The sequence below is a fragment of the Streptomyces sp. DSM 120436 genome (assembly GCF_055778765.1).
The window spans coordinates 832,799-851,456 of sequence record NZ_JBSKBS010000001.1; the positions used below are offsets into that span (position 1 = coordinate 832,799).

At 66.8% G+C, this 18,658-nt stretch carries 21 protein-coding genes and 4 tRNA genes; 9 read left to right on the top strand and 16 right to left on the bottom strand.

From position 1 onward, the window contains the following. Positions 1-228: 228 nt before the first annotated feature. The 4 genes from ACWH4W_RS03670 to ACWH4W_RS03685 all read left to right on the top strand — a co-directional run bounded on the left by ACWH4W_RS03670 (position 229) and on the right by ACWH4W_RS03685 (position 3,368). The gene (locus ACWH4W_RS03670) at positions 229-747 is read left to right on the top strand and encodes a MarR family winged helix-turn-helix transcriptional regulator (protein WP_473074411.1); all 519 of its coding nucleotides are present in this window, start codon (positions 229-231) and stop codon (positions 745-747) included. Between the two features lie 181 nt (positions 748-928). Beyond that, a complete protein-coding gene (locus ACWH4W_RS03675; protein ID WP_473074412.1) occupies positions 929-2,221 on the top strand; it encodes a M6 family metalloprotease domain-containing protein in 1,293 nt (430 codons plus the stop codon). An 81-nt stretch (positions 2,222-2,302) separates the two neighbouring features. Next, a complete protein-coding gene (locus ACWH4W_RS03680) occupies positions 2,303-3,121 on the top strand; it encodes an SAM-dependent methyltransferase (RefSeq protein WP_473074413.1) in 819 nt (272 codons plus the stop codon). 174 nt (positions 3,122-3,295) lie between these two features. Next, positions 3,296-3,368 (top strand) — tRNA-Arg (locus ACWH4W_RS03685). Positions 3,369-3,492: 124 nt separating this feature from the next. Here the strand turns inward: ACWH4W_RS03685 and ACWH4W_RS03690 are convergent. From ACWH4W_RS03690 to ACWH4W_RS03755, 14 genes are all read right to left on the bottom strand, one after another. Then, positions 3,493-3,966, bottom strand: coding sequence for a YxiG-like protein (locus ACWH4W_RS03690; RefSeq protein ID WP_380796658.1), 474 nt, complete (start codon positions 3,964-3,966; stop codon positions 3,493-3,495). 94 nt (positions 3,967-4,060) lie between these two features. Further along, positions 4,061-5,194 carry a tyrosine-type recombinase/integrase gene (locus tag ACWH4W_RS03695; protein ID WP_380796660.1) on the bottom strand — a complete coding sequence of 378 codons (1,134 nt, stop codon included), beginning with the start codon at positions 5,192-5,194 and terminating at the stop codon, positions 4,061-4,063. Continuing rightward, positions 5,194-5,406 carry an excisionase family DNA-binding protein gene (locus ACWH4W_RS03700; RefSeq protein ID WP_380796662.1) on the bottom strand — a complete coding sequence of 71 codons (213 nt, stop codon included), beginning with the start codon at positions 5,404-5,406 and terminating at the stop codon, positions 5,194-5,196. The genes ACWH4W_RS03695 and ACWH4W_RS03700 overlap by 1 nt, the downstream gene beginning before the upstream one ends. Then, positions 5,399-6,745: a replication initiator gene (locus tag ACWH4W_RS03705; protein WP_380796664.1), complete on the bottom strand. Its 1,347-nt coding sequence runs from the start codon at positions 6,743-6,745 to the stop codon at positions 5,399-5,401. The genes ACWH4W_RS03700 and ACWH4W_RS03705 overlap by 8 nt, the downstream gene beginning before the upstream one ends. Before the next feature lie 111 nt (positions 6,746-6,856). Continuing rightward, positions 6,857-7,162 (bottom strand): SpdD-like protein, encoded by a 306-nt coding sequence (locus tag ACWH4W_RS03710; protein ID WP_380796666.1) that lies wholly within the window; start codon positions 7,160-7,162, stop codon positions 6,857-6,859. Between the two features lie 20 nt (positions 7,163-7,182). After that, positions 7,183-7,338 (bottom strand): hypothetical protein, encoded by a 156-nt coding sequence (locus ACWH4W_RS03715; protein ID WP_380796668.1) that lies wholly within the window; start codon positions 7,336-7,338, stop codon positions 7,183-7,185. Positions 7,339-7,353: 15 nt separating this feature from the next. Beyond that, positions 7,354-7,533, bottom strand: coding sequence for a mobile element transfer protein (locus ACWH4W_RS03720; RefSeq protein WP_037930767.1), 180 nt, complete (start codon positions 7,531-7,533; stop codon positions 7,354-7,356). Positions 7,534-7,548: 15 nt separating this feature from the next. Then, positions 7,549-8,250 (bottom strand): DUF2637 domain-containing protein, encoded by a 702-nt coding sequence (locus ACWH4W_RS03725; protein ID WP_380796671.1) that lies wholly within the window; start codon positions 8,248-8,250, stop codon positions 7,549-7,551. 86 nt (positions 8,251-8,336) lie between these two features. Next, positions 8,337-9,701: an FtsK/SpoIIIE domain-containing protein gene (locus ACWH4W_RS03730; protein ID WP_473074414.1), complete on the bottom strand. Its 1,365-nt coding sequence runs from the start codon at positions 9,699-9,701 to the stop codon at positions 8,337-8,339. Between the two features lie 5 nt (positions 9,702-9,706). Continuing rightward, positions 9,707-10,054, bottom strand: a complete 348-nt coding sequence (locus ACWH4W_RS03735) for an SCO3933 family regulatory protein (RefSeq protein WP_370163740.1) — start codon at positions 10,052-10,054, stop codon at positions 9,707-9,709. A 181-nt stretch (positions 10,055-10,235) separates the two neighbouring features. Continuing rightward, positions 10,236-11,057, bottom strand: coding sequence for a protein phosphatase 2C domain-containing protein (locus tag ACWH4W_RS03740; protein WP_380796675.1), 822 nt, complete (start codon positions 11,055-11,057; stop codon positions 10,236-10,238). Then, a complete protein-coding gene (locus ACWH4W_RS03745) occupies positions 11,054-11,905 on the bottom strand; it encodes a sigma factor-like helix-turn-helix DNA-binding protein (protein ID WP_370163742.1) in 852 nt (283 codons plus the stop codon). The genes ACWH4W_RS03740 and ACWH4W_RS03745 overlap by 4 nt, the downstream gene beginning before the upstream one ends. Positions 11,906-12,080: 175 nt before the next feature. Beyond that, positions 12,081-12,470: an ATP-binding protein gene (locus tag ACWH4W_RS03750; protein ID WP_380796677.1), complete on the bottom strand. Its 390-nt coding sequence runs from the start codon at positions 12,468-12,470 to the stop codon at positions 12,081-12,083. A gap of 97 nt (positions 12,471-12,567) precedes the next feature. Then, entirely contained in the window at positions 12,568-13,419 is an 852-nt protein-coding gene (locus tag ACWH4W_RS03755) for a helix-turn-helix domain-containing protein (RefSeq protein ID WP_380796679.1), read from the bottom strand. 715 nt (positions 13,420-14,134) lie between these two features. Between ACWH4W_RS03755 and ACWH4W_RS03760 the strand changes: the two genes are divergently transcribed. Continuing rightward, a tRNA-Gln gene (locus ACWH4W_RS03760) sits at positions 14,135-14,206 on the top strand. Between the two features lie 39 nt (positions 14,207-14,245). Next, positions 14,246-14,318 (top strand) — tRNA-Glu (locus ACWH4W_RS03765). A 447-nt stretch (positions 14,319-14,765) separates the two neighbouring features. On the opposite strand, the gene ACWH4W_RS03770 is transcribed toward ACWH4W_RS03765, so the two are convergent. Then, positions 14,766-16,331 (bottom strand): SAM-dependent methyltransferase, encoded by a 1,566-nt coding sequence (locus tag ACWH4W_RS03770; protein WP_380796681.1) that lies wholly within the window; start codon positions 16,329-16,331, stop codon positions 14,766-14,768. Beyond that, positions 16,324-16,989 carry a type II restriction-modification system restriction endonuclease gene (locus ACWH4W_RS03775; RefSeq protein ID WP_380796683.1) on the bottom strand — a complete coding sequence of 222 codons (666 nt, stop codon included), beginning with the start codon at positions 16,987-16,989 and terminating at the stop codon, positions 16,324-16,326. Before ACWH4W_RS03775 ends, ACWH4W_RS03770 begins: the two co-directional genes overlap by 8 nt. Positions 16,990-17,526: 537 nt before the next feature. Between ACWH4W_RS03775 and ACWH4W_RS03780 the strand changes: the two genes are divergently transcribed. The 3 genes from ACWH4W_RS03780 to ACWH4W_RS03790 all read left to right on the top strand — a co-directional run bounded on the left by ACWH4W_RS03780 (position 17,527) and on the right by ACWH4W_RS03790 (position 18,487). Next, a tRNA-Arg gene (locus ACWH4W_RS03780) sits at positions 17,527-17,593 on the top strand. Between the two features lie 184 nt (positions 17,594-17,777). Then, positions 17,778-18,044 carry a hypothetical protein gene (locus ACWH4W_RS03785; RefSeq protein ID WP_473074415.1) on the top strand — a complete coding sequence of 89 codons (267 nt, stop codon included), beginning with the start codon at positions 17,778-17,780 and terminating at the stop codon, positions 18,042-18,044. Beyond that, positions 18,041-18,487: a hypothetical protein gene (locus ACWH4W_RS03790; protein WP_473074416.1), complete on the top strand. Its 447-nt coding sequence runs from the start codon at positions 18,041-18,043 to the stop codon at positions 18,485-18,487. The genes ACWH4W_RS03785 and ACWH4W_RS03790 overlap by 4 nt, the downstream gene beginning before the upstream one ends. Positions 18,488-18,658 lie beyond the last annotated feature (171 nt).

The window sequence follows — 18,658 nt, forward strand, 5'->3', positions numbered from 1 at the left end:
GTGGCTGTGGTGTGCCTGCGGTGCGGCTGTGGTGTTTTCGCGGTTTCTGCGGCGCGTCCGGCGACCGTCGTCCGGTGACCGTCACTCGGTGACCGCCGCTCGGCGGTCACCGAGCGGTGGTCACCGGGCGGTGGCCACCGAGCGACGTACTTGAACTCTCAACTTCTATCACCGACCGTACGCCTCATTTGTTTAAGCTTCAAGAAGAGCATCCGTACAGTGGAGTACATGAACACGGCACCCGCACCTTCGGCAGCCGCCGGGGAACCGCGCTGGCTCACCGACGAGGAACAGCGCGTCTGGCGCGCGTACGTCGACGCCACCACGCTCCTGGAGGACCACCTCGACCGTCAGCTCCAGCGGGACGCGGGCATGCCGCACGTCTACTACGGCCTGCTGGTCAAGCTGGCCGAGGCGCCCCACCGGCGGCTGCGCATGACGGAGCTGGCGAAGGACGCCAAGATCACCCGCTCCCGCCTGTCGCACGCGGTCGCCCGACTGGAGAAGAACGGCTGGGTCCGCCGCGAGGACTGCCCCTCCGACAAGCGCGGCCAGTTCGCCGTGCTCACCGACGAGGGCATGGAGATACTGCGCCGCCACGCCCCCGGCCACGTCAACGCCGTACGGCAGGCGGTGTTCGACCGGCTCACGCCGGAACAGCAGAAGTCCCTCGGCGAGATCATGGGGATCATCGCCGAAGGACTTCAGCCGAGCGGAGCCGGCGCGGACCTGCCCTGGCTCCGCTGACACCGCGGGAGGACCTCCGGTCCCGCACACGGGAAGCCCGTACGTGACTCAGAGCACATCCTGAAGTCCAGCGCACCCCACGATCGGACCACCCGGCGAGCGCACCCCCGGCCCGTGACACAGGGTGATCGAAAGGGTGCAGTCGGAGACGGTGGCTGCCGTGCGGAGCGGAGGTTTCCCTATGCAGCCGCGTCCGAGCCGAGGCCGGATATCCCCGCGCCGCCTGGCCGCCCTGGGCTCCGTCACCGCCCTCACCCTCGCGGTCTGCAGTTCGGCCGGCAGCGGCCGCCTCTCCCCCGCGACCACCGCCCCCGGCGCCGGCCCGAGCGCCCTGTCCCGCAGCTCCGCCCACGGGCCCTGCATGATCGGCAGCGACCGCGACGTGCAGATGTCCGAGGGCATCCCGACGAACCCCGGCTACACCCGCTCCACCGGCACCGTCCGTGCCCTCACCCTGATGATCGACTTCCCGGACGCGTCCGGCGAGGGCGACGCCCTCGACCGCTACCGCGAGTTCTTCCCGCAGACCCGCGAATGGTTCACCACCAGCTCCTACGGCCGCCTCGACTACCGCCCCGAACTGCCCGTCCCCGAGTGGCTGCGCATGCCCAAGCCCTTCCACCAGTACGGCATAGAACGCGGCGCGCCCTTCGACCCCGGCTACCGCGAGCTGGTCCGCGACATCGTCTCCGAGGCCGACGCGGAGGTGGACTTCCGGGCGTACGACCTGGTGAACGTGCTGGTCACCCCCAACGCGGGACCGGCCGCCCTGGACACCGTCCTGTCCGTCACCTTCGCCGGCAACGACGAGGCCCCCACCGCGGACGGCAGGCCCGTCTCCAACGCGTCGTTCGTCTACTCCCGTCAGGACGACGGCTCCGGCTCCTACGACCGCACCGGCTACCGCGTGCTCCCGCACGAGAACGGCCACGTCTTCGGCCTGCCCGACCTCTACACCGCCGAGGGCGGCGGCGCGGTCGGCCACTGGGACATCATGAGCGAGGACTGGGGCGCCAACAACGACTTCCTCGCCTGGCACAAGTGGAAGCTCGGCTGGCTCGACACGGCCCAGGTGAGCTGCGTGGCGCAGCGCGGCTCACGGGAGTACGTCCTGACCCCGCTGGCCCGCCCGGGCGGGCCCAAGCTGCTCTTCATCCCGCTCGACGCGCATTCCGGGTACGCGGTGGAGCTGCGCACCCGCGCCGGGAACGACGAGGCGGTGTGCCGGCCGGGCGTCCTCGTCTACCGGGTCGACGCGGACGTGGACACGGGCATGGGCCCCATCACCGTCCACGACGCGACCCGGGACAGCGGCGGCTGCACCCGGGCCCCGAACGTCCACGCGGAACTGTCGGACGCGACCTTCACCCCGGGCCAGAGCTTCGTGGACCGCGAGGAGGGGATACGGGTGGCGGTGCTGGCCGGAGGCGAGGACGAGTACCGGGTCAGGGTCACCCGCGCGTCGACGCCGTGAGGCGCTTGATGCATCCTCATCTCAACTTCCCCCGCTAGGTTGCTCCTTGACAGCTGCCGGCCAGCTCTGGAGGACGACGTAGTGACGGAGATATCCGCGGCATCGCTCGAGGCACGCAAGCGCGTCAGGACCGACCAGCCGCACACGGCCCGCATCTGGAACTACTGGCTGGGCGGCAAGGACAACTATCCGGTCGACCAGGCGGCCGGCGACCAGATCCGCAAGCTGCACCCCGGCATCGGCGACTACGCCCTCGCCGACCGGCAGTTCCTGGGCCGCGCCGTGCGGCACCTGGCCGGTCAGTGCGGGATCCGGCAGTTCCTGGACATCGGCACCGGCCTGCCCACCGCGGACAACACCCACGAGGTCGCGCAGCGCGTCGCCCCCGACTCCCGCGTCGTCTACGTCGACAACGACCCCATCGTGCTGGCCCACGCCGAGGCGCTGCTCACCAGCACGCCGGAGGGCAGCACCGCGTACCTCGACGAGGACCTGCGCGACATCGACGCCATCCTCGAGCAGGCCGCGAAGACGCTGGACTTCAGCAAGCCGGTCGCCCTCGTCCTGCTCGGCGTGGTCATATTCATCGAGGACGACGAGGAGGCGTACGGCGTCGTCCGCCGCCTGATGGACCGGCTGCCGTCGGGCAGCCACCTGGTCCTCTCCCACACGATCACCCGCCCGGACATGCCGGACGTGGACGCGGCGGTCGCCTTCTGGAACGAGAACGGCACCCCGAAGCTGACCCAGCGGACGCCGGAGGCGGTGGTCCGCTTCTTCGACGGACTGGAGCTGCTGGAGCCCGGGGTGGTCTCCTGCAACCACTGGCGCCCGGAGAATGCCTCCGAGGACCTCCCGGCGGAGGTGGCGATGTTCGGAGGGGTGGCCCGGAAGCCCTGAGGTGCGAGGGCGGGTCGGGGAGGGACGGCCGGCCCGGGGGCTCTCCTCCCCGTCCCCACCCGCCCGGGCTCCGATCCGGTACCCTGTGGATCGAGCGCCCCGGCGGACGCCGCTGCCCCCGTGACCGGGCCCGCGGCCACCGACCAGGACGCTCACGGCTTGACCGCCGACCACGCCTTCGTAGCTCAGGGGATAGAGCACCGCTCTCCTAAAGCGGGTGTCGCAGGTTCGAATCCTGCCGGGGGCACAGAGAGAAGGGCCAGCTCGGGAGGGGTTTCCTCCCAGGCTGGCCCTTCGTGGTGTCCGGGGTCGTGCCACACGCGTGCCACTACGCCCGTTCGGCAGCTCGTCGGAAGGGGAAGGGATGCCCGCTACTCCGCGACGAAAGGCGCATACCCGACCGCCACCTCACTGACCTGCAAGTCCGAGAAGAGCAGCGTGAGACGGTGCGCGTTGGTTTCGATGCGAACCTCATGGAAGTCGATCCCCACGGCTTGCGCCCAACGGTGGGTCGCTTCCGATGGCGGGAGGACCTTCGCACCTGGATACAAGGAGTGCCACTTCACGCCCCAGACGTATCCGTCGAGGTCGACGCCGGTCTCATGGTCGATGAGGCGGTCGTCCAAAGAGACCCTCCAGGTCTCCGGCAGTACGGACGATTCGCACCGGGCCTCGATGCAGTACCGGAAGAGATACCGCAGATACGCCGGCTCGACACCGGTGCGGGGATCCGCCGTCACGTAGACGATGACCTCGTAGTCGCGCATGTAGCTGGTGTATCCGTGGTGGACGACGGCGTGGTCGAAGATCTCGTCCAACATCTGTTCAAGCACGGCGGCGTCCATGCGACCGTTTCTATCCCACGCGATCAGCCCCTGACAGCCGGATATCTACCGGTGCCAGGGGCTGAGGACTACACAAGGATCGCTCGAACACGTGTTAGCCGGGAGCTTCCTTTCCCCCACCTTCGCGGATCATGGCCCCGAGTCGATCGGCGATGGCGCGGTCACGGTCGCTGGTCATGTGCTGGTAGATCAGCGCGGCCCGGGAGCTGCTGTGCCCCATCCGCGTCATCAGCTCCCGTGTACTGGCCCCGGCCGTCGACGCAAGCGTGTTGCCCGTGTGCCGAAGATCGTGGAAGTGCAGCTCGGCCGTGACGCCCGCAGCCTTCCGGGCCTTGACCCAGTCGTCCCGGAAGTTGCTCCGCCGCAGTTGCCCGCCCTGCGGCCCGACGAAGACGTGCCCGTCGCGGCCGGGAGCGGCGAAGTGCTCCAGGTGGTGCGTGACCGCATCGAGCAGCTCGGCGGGGAAGGAAACGGAGCGCACCCCGGCCGCGGATTTCGGCGCCTTGTCGAAGAGCCGGCCGTCCTGCAGCTCGGCCTGAGCGCGCCGCACGGTGACGGTCAGCCCCTCCAGGTCGATATCCCGGCGCCGCAGGGCCGCCAGCTCCCCGAACCGCAGGGTGGTGAAGGCCGCCAGGAGCACGAGCAGCCGGTAGCGCGGCGCGATGGAGTCGGCGACAGCGAAGACCTCCGCCACCGTGAGGACCGGCCGCTCGGGCACGTCGTAACGGTCCGCGCCCTTGATCCGGCACGGGTTGCGCCGAATCAGCTCGTCGTCCACGGCCGTGTTCATCAGCGCACGCAGCAACTGGTATGCCTTGACCACCGACGGCTCACCGACGCCGGCCGCGAGAAGCTTTCCGCGCCAGCTGCGCACGCGGGCCGTCGTCACGTCGGCCATGCTTCCGGCCCCGAAGGTGGGCAGGATGTGCAGCCGCATCACCGACTCGTTCCGCTCGCGGGTGCGGTCGGCGAGCTTACGGTCCCGCAGCCACGCGGTGGCGTACTCCTCGAAGTTCACCGCCCCGGCGTCCGGGTCCGACCACTGCCCGCGCGCGATGTCCGACTCGATGTGCGTCAGCGCGACTTGGGCGTCCGTCTTGGTCGGGTAGGTCTTCTCCGCCGGGCGCAGTTGCCCCGTCTCCGGGTCCCGGTAGCGGACCTGCCACCGGCCGGACGGAAGCTGCCGGACCGAACCGAAGTCCCGACGCCTCCCCTTCTTGTTGGCCATCAGGCAGCCCTCCGCAAGGAGCTGCGCCGGTAGCCGATCGGCTGCACCGTATGGGCGTCGATGAAGGCGTTCAGTGCGCTTTCCGGGATACGGACGTGCCGACCGACCTTGACGAACACAATGCGTCGCTCGGCGATCAGGCGACGCGGGAAGCGTTCCGTGGTGCCGAGGAGTTCGGCCACCTGCCCCACGCTCAGGTAGCGGTCAGCCATGTGCGGGTTCTCCTTCCGGTGAAGTAGCAGAGTTGCGAGTAGTGGCAAGCCAGGTCTCCGCGGCCGTCAGGCCGGTCCCGGCGAAGCGCCAGTGCGAGAGGACGAGCACGGTGTCCGGGTCGGGCAGCGGGTGGCCGGCTTCGGCCGCGCGTTCGCGGGTGAGGGCTTCGTTGTGGTCGGCGCGTTCCTGGCGGAGGGTGCCGAGGGTGACGGAGTAGGCGCGGGACTTGGTGGAGAAGTGGCCGCGGAAGCCGAGCATGTGGGCCCACTTGCGCAGGCGCAGGTCTTCGAGTTCGGGCAGGGCGCCGAGGTGCCAGCAGGTGAGGATCATCTGCCGGGCGTGGTCGGTGACGCCGGAGCCGATCAGGTCGGTGATCGGGTTTCTGATGGGGCGGTCCAGGGTGCCCGCGGTTTCGGCGCCCTTGGTGGCGTACTTGGCGATGTAGGCGGCCACGGCGCGGCTGGACAGTTCCGAGGTGCCAGTGAAGTCGGCCGAGCGAATAGGGCGGATGTCGAGTTGTTCGCCGAAGCGGAAGGCGTACGCGTGGCCGTCGAGGATCGGGCCGGGTGTCTCGGCCGTCCGGGCCGCCGAGCGGATCGCGTCGGTGAGCAGTGCGGTCGTGGCCCAGGCCGGCGGGGTGTCCTCGGCGCCGTCCGGGCCGTCGAGGCGGATGACGGCGTGGAAGTGGACGGCGCCGCGTCGCTGGTACTCGGCGACCTTGGCGTAGGAGACCTTGAGGCAGTGGCGCAGCGCGGAGCGGCCGATGCCTGCGCGGGAGGCGAGGTGCTGGCGCAGGTAGGTGGTGAAGCGGCCCCACAGTGCCCCGGCGTGTGCGTTCCACAGGACGGCCGCGCGGTAGTCGTATCGGTCCGGGTCCAGGGGCGTGCCGAGGGAGGGGTCGTCGTCCGGGTGGAGGCGTCCGCAGCGGCACCGGCCGCCGCCGGGGCGGTTGTGGACGGGGCCGAAGGACGGGGCGGTGAAGGTGGCGAAGACGCGCGGGTGCTGGGCGACCGACGGCCCGATGCCCTTGCCGCCGCTCAGGCCAGCCGTGACCAGGTGGAACGTGTCCTTGCGGTACACCTCGGCGCAGGTGGCGCACCGTGTGGCGCGGCGGTTGTTGCAGCGGATGAGGAGTTGTCCAGCCGGAAGGTCACGGTCGACGACTTCCCGGACGATCTCACCGGTGGCGGCGTGGACGTCGAGCCGGTGGCCCTCCATCCGTACGGGCCGCTCGCAGCCGCCGAGGTGCTGGATCTGGTGGGCGTAGGCGCTGAGGTCGCCGTGTCGGGCGAGGGACGCAAGCTGGCGGATGGCTCCGGCCGGAGCCGTGGAGTGCATGTGCGGTTTCCTCCTGGCAGCGAAGTCGGGGGTTCGGAGCGATAAGCACCCCCCGATCTGTCGAGGGGGCTAGACAGTGCGGGCAAGCCGGGCGGGCAGAAGGCGATGAGGTCAGCGGCGGTGGAGAAGGGAGCGGAGGACGACGGCGCACACGGCCACGGACGCGGCCGTGATGGCGACGGCGAGGAGCATGGAGACCAGGACGGCGCCGACGACCAGGACCACGGCGGTACCGCCGCCGACGAGGGCGAGCGCAGTGCCGAGGGTCAACTGGACGGCCGGGCGTGACGGCGCCGGGGGCACGGGGGTCGGCTGCCGAGTCGCGGCAGCCGGAGTGATGGTGGTCGGCTCGACGACGGCCGGCGGGGTGACCAGGCCGGTCGGCTGGGGCATGGTCGGAATTCTCGGCTGGAACATGAACGGGTCTCCCTTCGCAATTACTTGACGGCGGTGTCGAGGACGGGGGCCAGCAAGCTGTCAGCGAGGAGGTAACCGCCGAGGAGCAGCACGACGATGAGCCACCAGGGCGGGCGGATGAGCTTGACGCCGAGGACTCCGACGACGAGCAGGGCGAACCAGAGCGGAACGTCCATGGCGGTGGTCTCCTATCAGGCCGAGCAGCGGTGGGTACGGGCGGCGAGTTCGGCGGCGGCGCGGCTGTCGTACTCGGCGGAGAAGTCGCAGCGGGGCGCGGTGCAGGCGGCCAGGTGGCGGTTACGGCCGCGGTCGATGTACGAGGCGACGTTGACGGGGCCGATGCGGCGGACGTTGCGGAAGCGCGGGTTCATGGTGGTTCTCCTCTCTCAGAGGTGAGCGGCGACGGATGCGGTCATGGACGGGGGCAGGCCGAGCCGGGCGCGCACGGCGTCAGGATCGGCGGGGCGACCGGTGGTCGAGCGGTGCTCATCCGCCAGTGCCCGGACGCGGTCGACGAGCGCGGGCGGAAGGGCAACGGCCGGAGCAGGTGCCGGGGTCGAAGCGGCAACCGGTTCGGCGGCAGGCTCTGGAGTGGTGAGCGGTGCCGGGCGTGAGTCCCGGTCGGGCACCTCCATGGCGACGGGTGGGGCGGGGCGCTGCTCCGGTTCCGCGTCCGTGGTCGACGCGGCCGGCCCTCTCGGCCCTTCCTGAGTGTGTGGTGCGTGGGCCAAGAGGGTTCCGCCGAAGAAGGCGACTGCGGGCCAACCCGCGACCGTGACGCGGAGCCAGGCCGGTACGTCGTCCAGGTCGAGGAGTCCGGCCGTGGCGACGTTGGCGCCGAGAGACGCGGCCAGGGCGATCAGAAACCACAGCCGCGGGCCACCGGCCGCCTGTCCTGCTCGCTGCGACTGACGCATCCGGCGCCAGGCGGCGACCAGGAGCAGGTCGACGCTCACGGGGTAGGCCCATGCCTTCCAGCCGTCCTGTCCGGCCGCCGCAGCCAAGTCATGCAGGTGAGAGAACGACAGAGCACCGGCAATAACGGCCTGAACGATCACGGCGTCCACGCGAGCCAGGTGAGCACGCATCGACTCGACTCCTTCCGGTTTCGGGCATGGGAGGGGTAGGGACGTGGCGTGAGGCGGTCACGCCGACCGTGGGAGCAGGGAGCGCGTTACTCGGTCACCGGGCGAGCAGCGGTGGCAGTAGCCGAGGACGAGGACAGCTTGGCCGCCTCGGTGACGACGGGCCGGAAGGAGTCGAGCCGGGGCAGTTCCGGGACCAGGGCGGCGGTGTCACGGCAGACGGCTGCCGCGTCGTCGAGGGTGAGGTGTGGCGAGCGGACGCGGGACCAACCGCCGGAGGAGTCACCGACGACGGCGACGCCGGGCCGCTCGGCCGGGATCGAGGTCGCGGCCAGGGCCGCTTCGGGGGAGACGTCGGCCAGCGCCATGTTCGCCGAGGACTCGTCGTTGACGCGGTGGCAGACCCGGCCGGTCAGCTGAGCGCGAAGCATTGTCGCGCCCTTGCCGAGTTCGGAGCCGAAGCGCTGGCCGCAGGCCTCCAGGTAGATGCCGGCCGCGCGGCCGAGCTGGGCGAGGCGGATGAGCTTGGTGACCATGGCGTCCCGCCGCTTCTCGTCGTCCTTGTTCGCGGCGAGGAAGAGTTCTGCCACTTCGTCGACGACGACCACGACCGGCACCGGCCGTACGTCGTCCGGCAGCCCCCACACGTCCGAGGTGAGCACGGCGTCCGGGCCGGCCACGCCCGAGAGACCGATCAGGCGGAACCGAGCCTCCATCTCCTCCAGCAGCGCGTCGAGGAGATCGTTGGCCCGGTCCGGGTGGTCGGCGAGGGCGGACAACCGGGGGGCGAACGGCGCCAGTTCGACGCCCCATTTGCAATCGATGCCGACGAGCACGACCGCTTGCCGGGCCAGGCCGCACAGCAGGTTGCGCAGGTAGACGGACTTGCCGGACTGCGTGGCCCCGAGGATGAGTTCGTGCGGCACGGTGCGGAAGTCCCGTACGTGCCATGCCCCGTCTTCGCGCAGGGCGAGGGGCAGGCAGAGCAGTTCGTTGGTCTGCCGACGCCGGGCGGGACGGACCTCGGCGAGTACGTCCCAGCCGACCAGGCGCAGTTCGAGGCGTCCCGGCTTGGTGGAGCGGACGTGCACGGCGTGAGCGCCCCAGGCGTGCCGTAACCGATCGGCCGAGGCGGTGAAGTCCTCGGGCGCCTGCCCGGCCGCCAGACGCAGCCGCATCACGAGACCGGATCCGGTCGGCCACGGCAGCGAGTGACGAGGCGGTACGGGAGCCGCCTGCCACCCCACCACTCGGGCCGTGGCCCGGCGGATGGCCGAGGCGGGAACCGTCAGGCCGCACGCATCCATGGTCGCCCGGTAGGAGGTGAGCACCCGCAGCGCGACGGCCGGATAGCCGATGAGCCACCAGAACAGGACCGGCAGCCGACGGCGGAGAACGAGCAGCGCGGCCAGGACCAGCAGTACCGGTAACAGCACTCGGACGATGTCAGCCATGACCGTCAGCCCTGAGCCGGTGCAGCGGCGTTGACCATGACAGCGTCGGCCCGGTAGGCGATGCCGTGCCGGGCCCGCCCGCCGAACTCGCTCTCCCAGGGCCGGGCCACCAGGCCCGACAGGAAGACCGGTGCGCCCATCACCAGGCCCTCACCGATGCCCTGTTCCGGGACGGTGACTTTGATCATGTCCGAGCCGCCGGCCGCGATGAACACCAGCTCCAGCGTCATGAGCCGCTGATTGGTCACCGGGTCCACGGCGACTTCTCCGGTCTGCCGGTCCCTCACCTTGACCTCGGGCAGCTTGGTGACGAGGAGCGTCGCGTCCGAAGTGTCCACGGGGATGACACGCATTTCAGAACCTCACTGGATTGTGGGCACCGGTCGCCCGGCACCACGCGAACTGAGTACCCCCCTAGACACCGCAAGGGAGGATGACCCCCAACTGTCTAGGGGGGTTGACGACCACCGTAAACCGACACCCCGTCAACTGTCTAGGGGGGTATACGTGCGTGTCCCGGCGTCCGCCGAGGCCTTACCGCAACACCCAGTGAAGGACGGTGGCGTCGTCCCGCGCCTTGCCACGCGGCCAGCGTCGGCCGTCGGGATCACCGGCCTCGGTTTCACGCACGCGCTGGATCAGCTCATCCGGCCCGGAGGAGTCGAGGACGGTCAGGGTCTGCCGCCAGTCGTCGAGGCCGAAGCGGTCGACCAGTCGCGTTGCACCATCACTCATCAGCGTCACGGATGCCAGCGACTCAAGCGGCACCCGGCCTGTCAGGGCGTGCTCGGCCGCCCGCGGGTCGGGACCCGCAATCCAGAAGCCGCCCGGCCGGTTACGGAGCTTCGTCAAGGCGTCCCGGTACTCGGCGAGCGCAGCCGAGTGTTCAAGCGAGCCAGTAGGTAGCGCATCGACCGGCTCACGCAGCCGCTTACCGACCTCGTCCAGGCGCCGGTCGACGACAACGTCCGCACTCCCTCTCGTATCCGCGAGGAGGAGCGAGGAGTCACCAAGGACGAGGTACTCGAGGAGTCCCCCACCGGCTCGTACGGCGACGACCGTGCTGGTCGGACTGGCCCGGTAGGTCAGATCGCACGTGTCCTCGTGCAGGGCCCGCACGAGGCCGATGGAGTCGGCCAGGCAGTCAGCGAGCGACCGGGCCGGCTGCACGATGATACTGCGCAGCAGCAGGCCGCCCAGCGTCGAGGAGAACCAGGCGACGCCATGCGTACACCCGGTCTCAGCACCTCCAACCCCGGCACCATCGAGAAGGACCGCCGCGCCGGGAGCGGCAGCGGCGAAGTCCTCGTTCTCCCGGTCCGGTTCAGCGGGTAGCGAGGCGAGGGCGATCCTCACCCCGACGTCTCCTCGTCGTGCCGGTACAGGGGGCAAATCAGCTCGACGGACTGCGGTTCGCTGGTCTCGGGGTCGTACTCGACGCCCACCAGCGTGGAGAAGCGGCGGTCCCCCACCTGCCCCCACAACGTGTTGAGGTCGTTGGCGAGCAGCTGCACGACACCGAGGGAACCTTGCGTGTGGATACCGGCGATGGCAAGCAGCGAGCCGGAACCGTCCGGGCGGGACAGTCGACCAAGGTATCCGACGTCATACGGACGGGCTGGATCACTGTCCTGACCCGACCGGTGCACGGCACCGGTACGGCCGTCGACCACCGTCCAAGGCCCGTCTTCGGCGCGCTCCCAGCGCAGTACGGGATCCTGCGCGTACGTCTCCCACATCTCCTGAGACATGCGCGGCCCGCAGACGACGACCAGGCCGTCCCGGTTGAGGTCGATCTCACCGCTCACCGGTACGTGCTCCGAGGTGACGTCAAGCCCGTACGACCGCGCCAGGTCTTCCAGGCGCTTGCCGGAACTGACGTCGTCCACGGCGACAACCGTGCGCCCGCGCTCGTCATCACGGCGCAGCGGAGTGGCGACCGTGACGGCGCCCCGTCCGAGGAAGGCGCCTTCCGGTGCCGGACCGGTGTGCCGGATCTGGTGAATGCGCCCGCGGCTCAGGCCAGCCTTCGCCGCGATCTGTGCGTATGACAGGCCTTGCGCGTGGAGGTCCTGGACCACTCGCCGGCGGAGCCGGGCCAGTTCGGTCACCTCTTGCTGCGCGTCGGCCAACCGGGTCGTGACCTCGCGCAGGAGCAGGTACGGATCATCAATCGCCATGATCCGTTGCAGCTCGTCCGACATGACCTCACCTCCTAGCAGTAACCAGGAGTCTAGGGCCCTAGACGGTATGGGCGGGAGACGCCGTCCCGACCGGACACCGATCACGTAAAACCTGGCACGCCGCCGAGGAACACCCCGGGGACTCACCCGCCACTACCCGCGAAGCGACCACAGGGCACGGCCAACCAGAGGACGGTCACACGCCCTCCCGCGCGAGATCAGCCCACACCGAGCGGCCCTCCGGCCAGGTCTTCACACCCCAGTCCTTCGCGCAGGCGGCGATCATCCTCAACCCGCGGCCGCCTTCTTCCTGGCCAGTCGCATCACACAGGTGCGGTACGCAGTCGCCGCCCTGGTCCACCACCTCGATGCGGACGAGGTCGTCACCCAGGCCGAGCACGACGAGGAACCAGCCGCCGACCGAGCCACTCAGCGTGTGCCGCACGGCGTTGGTCGCAAGCTCGCTCACGACCAGGACGGCATCGTCGACGGGCCCCTGTTCTTGCAGCAGGGCAGCGATGAAGTGACGAGCATGTGCCACCTCTTCAGGAAGCCCGGGGAAGGCACGGCACCACTTGGAACGCATGGGACTCTCCTCACCTACGTCTAGGGGGCTAGACGGCCCGACGGCAGAGTATTCCCATGCGCGACCAGCAGGCCAGGCATCGTGAGGAATTATTCCTCTAAGGGGTGACGCTGTCTCCCAAGTCGCGGAACTCCTTCATCACGAGCAACAGCAGCTCCCGCACCTCATCACCGAAGACTGCGGCCTGCTCGAAGCGGCCGAACGTCTCCTCGTACGAGGCCACCTCAACAGCGTCGCCGGACACGCGCTCACCACCGATCGTCTCCAGCACGACGGCCCGCTGATCGCACAACGTGAACCCGTGATGAGGCAGGACCGGCACCGGCCGCCGCCAGGGGATGACTCCGAGCCGTACCGTGCTCAGACTCTCGATTGCCAGCAACCGGTCGAGCTGGGCGAGCATGAGAGCCGGGGTGCCAGGCCAAGTCCGCAACACGCCTTCCGTGAGTACGAACACCGACTCCCGCCCCGGCTCGTACAACACGCTCTGCCGCTCCACACGAGCAGCGACAGCCCTGCCGACTTGCTCAGCCGTTGCGGTCGGCGCGCTCGCGAAGACGTGCCGGGCGTACTCCGCACTCTGAAGCATGGCCGGGAGAACGACACATTGGAACGAACGCACCAGTTGAGCGGACCGAACCTCCTCATCAACCGTCGTGCCGGCCGGAGTAGCACCGCCCGCCGATTGGTCAGAGTCGGACGCAGCCTCCACCGCGGCCAGGAGCTCCCGGACTTCCCCCGCAGTCGACTCGTCGAGGCCGAGGGCACGCGAGAGCCTGTCGAGCACATCGGCACTCGGAACCATGCGCCCGGTCTCGACCTTGGACACCGTCGGCTGTCCAACTCCAGCCCGCTGCGCCAGCACCGCACCCGTAAGGCCGGCCTCTGTACGAAGCCCGCGAAGACGCGCCCCGAGCACCTTCGTCCGTTCTCGCCGTTCACTCCCCATGCCCAGGGTTCTACACCACGCGCAAGCAGCAGCCGGGTTTGCTATGCCCTGCCAACCATCAGCTGGGACCGAACTGTCAAGCATCTACCGGGACCGGACAACGGCAGCAGCCCGAGCATGATTCAAACTTTCTCTACTGGTTCAAGGCGGCTCGCTCCGCTCACCGCGCGCGGCCCGGCCCCCGGCCGGGCCTGCGCTCCTGTCTCCGCCCCGCTCCAGCCCGGCCGGCACCCGTGCCGCGCTCTACAGCGATCAGCCGCCTCAAGTCAGAGAAGGGGTACGTCGTGGCTGGGACGGTCGTCCCGTACCACTGTGATCACCTAGAGCCACCTCGCACACTCGGCCGGAGATCTCACCCGCCAGCCGCTCAGTGGTCCCGCACAGCGAGCGATCGCGTCCACCCGTTGTCGGTGCGCATGGGATCCAACGCAAGAACAACAGACTTTCCGAGGCAGTAGACACTGAGGAAAAACCGACTCCTCCCAGCATATCCGGACCAATACGGAGGAGATCGCCGGTACGTTGAGCAACTCGCCGCGCAAGGACTCAGCTACACGCCCGCCTGCTACGCCCCAGCAAGCCGCCGTGCTGACGGGTTGAACCTGGCCCGTCCATCGTCGGGTAGTATTCCTCCTGGGTCGCAGGGCACGAGCCAGCGGCTCAAAATCTCAGACGCACGGTTAGAACAAGGTCTCCCCGGGGACTTGGCTTCCAGTGGCCTATGATGTAATTGGCAGCACGACTGATTCTGGTTCAGTTAGTCTTGGTTCGAGTCCAGGTAGGCCAGCTCGCAGAGCTCAACCGTACTGTGGATCTCATTCCGCAAGCCCCCGTTGTGTAGCGGCCTAGCACGCTGCCCTCTCAAGGCGGTAGCGCCGGTTCGAATCCGGTCGGGGGTACGCGAACGAAGAGCCCCTTCCTCGGGAGGGGCTCTTTGGCATGGTTGCGGTCCATCCCGGCCGTCATCGCACTGGAGGGACCGTTGATTGGCGGCCACAGCCTCGCCGCAGGTACAAAATGATAAATTGCAGAACTAACGCCAGGACCTCGGTTTAGCGCAGAACGTCTCACGCGTTTTGGCGGAGTGAGTCCTCGACAGAGGCTGAGACCGGGGCAGGTGCAGCGAGACACACACGCGCCTGATCGGTCGGCGCCCCGCCGTCCTGGCTGACTTTCGCCGGCTGAGGCACAGACGACCCCAGGCGGGCGCAGCCCTCGCTTATGGACGGCACCTCATCCTCTTGACTCTGTCACTGAAACTCCTGGCCAAAGTCATTGCGCCGACCTGCGACGGGCAAAGCTAAGCAACGCGACAGCCTTTCCCCCAATTCGGCGAATAAGCACTCTCAAAAGAGAGTTTCGGCAGTCACCGGACTAAGAGAAAATTCTCGTTGCGGACTGATTGAACTACTCCAAGATTTCTGGAGCTTCATAATTCCCGCAAGTACAGCTTCACGCGAGCATTCCAGCTGTAGCGCCTGACACATCTTCAGGGAAGAGTTCACTAGGGCCTCTTGGGGAATCCCTCGGATCAGAGCATTCAAATCGACCCTCTGCAAGAGCTTCTTAGTCACTGGCCGTTTGGCGTCCGTGAACACCATAGAAGCTAGGAGTTGCGTCGCGGCCTCGGAGGAAAGCAGCGCGGCTACCACGGCACACTCGATCCCGTCTGCGAAGGACAGGAAATAGCAAGTGTCGTCGAACACGACGGGCTTTCCATTGATTGGCCCAATCGCCCGGAACTCAAGACTTTTATGCAAGCCCGAGATCGCAACCTTGTAAGGGGAAAACGTGTAATCTCCCAATCCGAAGATGCAGAATCTAGGCCGCGCTCGATAAATCGACGACTTACGCCCATCGAGCACTTCAGCATTCTTGTTGAGATACGCCCAAAGTTGCGGCGCCTTGGTCGCGAGAAGCATAGTATCATCCGAAAGACGGCGCTGCGGAACTACCATCCACTTAGACAGGGAGGTAATGCGACCTCGAAAGACATCGGTGCTCTTTAGAAGAGGAAAGAGATAATCCTCTTCTACATGAATCTTCTCCCCCTCTTTCGTTACAGGTCCGTTGTCCTCGCGGAGTTCCATGACGCGGGCTGCGTCATGCTTAACGCCTTGACGCCACTCCATAGGGCATACTCCGTCAGCGTAGCGACTCCGCTCGTACGCGTCGACGTCCGCTACCAGGCGCCCTCCAATCACTCCCATACGACGGGTCGCAGATCTCTCATCGAGGGCCTCATAGATGTCACAGGTGTAATTCTTTTCCCCCTCCGCGACCTCCACGGTAAACAAACATGCATCCACCATCGCACCGAACCAGCGTTTGGCATCGATATGATGGATAGTCGACTTCTTAATAGGCCATTCGTTGTCTGCGCAGAAGCTCAAAACATTCCTAGCGACCTGCGTCTTACACAGCATTGAGATCGTTGGGTTTTGACTCATTAGCTCAGCAATAAGCTTGAGCCAAATGTACTCAGCGATGTCAAAATTGGATGCGCCAGTTATTGCGTCGATGCCGCGAAGATTGCGAATATTCTCCCTAATTGGCTTGTTTTCTGAACCAAGCACAGTCAGTTGAGAGTTTGTAACCCACGGAGGATTACCAATTACAAGAAGAGGTGAGTCGTCTCGCTTCCAGCGGACATCGTGGGCAAGATTCAGGTCGAAAATATTGCGCTCAAGAACCTCACTGACGGATTTTGACTGCAGGACGTATTCTGGCTGAACTTCAATGCCGATGGTCTCAGCTTCGGGAAACGACTCCTTGGAAGCGAGGAGAAAGTTACCGAGACCGCACGTCGGTTCAAGAATGCGTTGCCAGTCACGGTCACGCCCTAGGACACCCAGCACTTGGCGTGCCAGTGGAACAGGGGTCTGAAAGTCGCCGAACTCGTTGTTAGGCAAGGAGATCCTCCAATCCTGAGATTTCTTCAAACGTGTCAACCATCTTGATTGCACGCCCATACTGAAGCCGCCATTGCAGGGCGTTAGAGATAGTTAGAACCCCTTGCACAGGTGGATTATCAAGGAGGCGAACGGCGAGCTCTCGGCGACTCTCTGGATCTAGTGGAAGGTTCCGATCCTCCAAGTATGCATCGATATCATCCACGATCGCCTTCTCTTTCACTAGGCGACAGATCTCTTTTGTCAGCTGAAAGTCGGAGGTCCTCTGATCCTCAATAAAGATTACATGCCTGAAGTTAAGACGCGCGGCTCGCTGTTCGTGATCATCAATCTTCTCGTACACCATAAGAAGTATGTGATAACCCAGGCCATAGACCTTCTGCTGGGCACTCCTAAACGGACAACTCGACTGCGGCTGTCTTATTGACGTGAACTTCAGATCCACATTGAGGTCGGGAAAATCAATGCCCTTGGCGGCGTTCCCCGGCCTATGCTGATAGTTGAGAGAGATGAACTCATTGAAGGCCGATTCTGCGTAAGTCCCAACAGTTTTTCCGTCATTCACGCCATACAGTTGAGGCACGCCAATGTAGTTATGCTCATCAGCGAACAACTTCGCTGCATCCTTGAGCGTCTCAATCGTCAGTGGCTCTTGCATGAGTTCCCCTCCCGCCGTCAACCTGCTGGCATACTAGCGGTAGAGCCACCTAACGCTCACACAACGATCGAAGGAGCTGGCAGGACACGGTGGCGACTCCCGGGCGCGCACCCGGTGGGCCTTCTGCCGAGGCAGAGACGCAGGCGGCGTTGTCGAAAGCTGGGACGCCGACTGCCTCCCCGGCCCCGTCGACCGCAGCGCTAATTGTGGACTATGCGTGGACCGGCTGCGGATGGCCAGCTGAGCCCAAGCCCCGCGGGCTGGTGAAAGTAGCCGTGGCGGAAGAGGCCTTCCGAAGCCATGTGACGCTCCGTTCGTCGCGGAAGGACCGACCGACGGCACCCGACAAAATGGCTGAGGTCGGCGGGGGTACAGCGAGGCATACGCGCGCCAGGTCGGCCGGCTCACCCACCGTCGTGGCTGACTGTCGTCGGCTGAGGTTCGTGCCACAACCGTGCCAGATGCAGGGGACAGCCACGGTCAACACCGGTGTCCTGCGGTCGAATAGCCGCTCGCTTCCTCGGCCGGTGAAGCGGCAGCTCAGCCCGCAGATCACCCAGCCTCTCTCCTAAAGCGGGTGTCGCAGGTTCGAATCCTGCCGGGGGCACAACGCGTTACCGCTCTGACCTGGGGTTTCTTCCCCAGGGAGGGCCCCTACTCGGCCTCGGACTCCTCGTCCGGGGCCGTTTTGCGTGAGCGGACGGAGAGTTGATCTCCCGAATATCTCCCAAAGGATCTGCATCACCCGGCACGGCCTCCGAGCCGGGCGAACATGCCATACTTGAAGTATGGCAACCCGGAAGATCACCATCACCGTGCCGGAAGAGCTGGTGGAATCGATCAAGGAGCGCGTCGACGCACGCGGAGTGTCCGGCTATATCGCGGCCGCCGCCGCTCATCAGGACGCCATGGACCGACTGCGCGAGCTGGCCGGGCGCCTCGAGGAAGAGCACGGCGCCGTGACGGACGACGAGCAGCAGGCAGCGCTGGACCGCATCGCCGCCATTGACGGCTGGCATGACGAGCAGCGATCACATTCGGACGAGACCGCGTGAGCCGCACCGCCCGGGCGAGGCTGCATCGGCCGCGACAGCGCGTCTTCGTGTTCGACTCCGAGGCTCTCTCCAAGGCGGTTCAGGGCGATCGGGAGATGGCAGCGCTGATCAAGACGGCTCCACGGCTCGACATCCCGATCGTCACCTCGGCGCTCACGACCTTGGAGGCATGGGACCCTCGCGAAGCGTCGAGGCAGGCACTGTGGAACTGGACGCTGTCCCGGATCCGCGTCGTGCACACGGACGACCAGGTGATCGCCATGGCGCGCGACATGCTGAAGACAGCCGGCCTGCATGGGCACAAGTACGCCATCGACGCAATTCTGGCGGCCGTGGCCGGGCAGGAAGCCGCGCAGGGAGCTGAGGCAACCGTCTTCACCCCCGACACCGACGACATGAATCAGCTCCTCGCCGGACACTCCGTACGAGTCGAGAAGGTCTGACGAGACGCCGCCCACACTTCACTCCGACGACTCGCCGGCTCCCCCGACTGCCCGCTGGCCGTACACCGACAGGCACCCTCCGTTACGGGTGTCAAGCCGACCGCCGGGACGGAAAAGCCCAAGCGCGCTCTACAAGTTGCGGAGGTACGAGGACATCGGCCCAGAACCAAC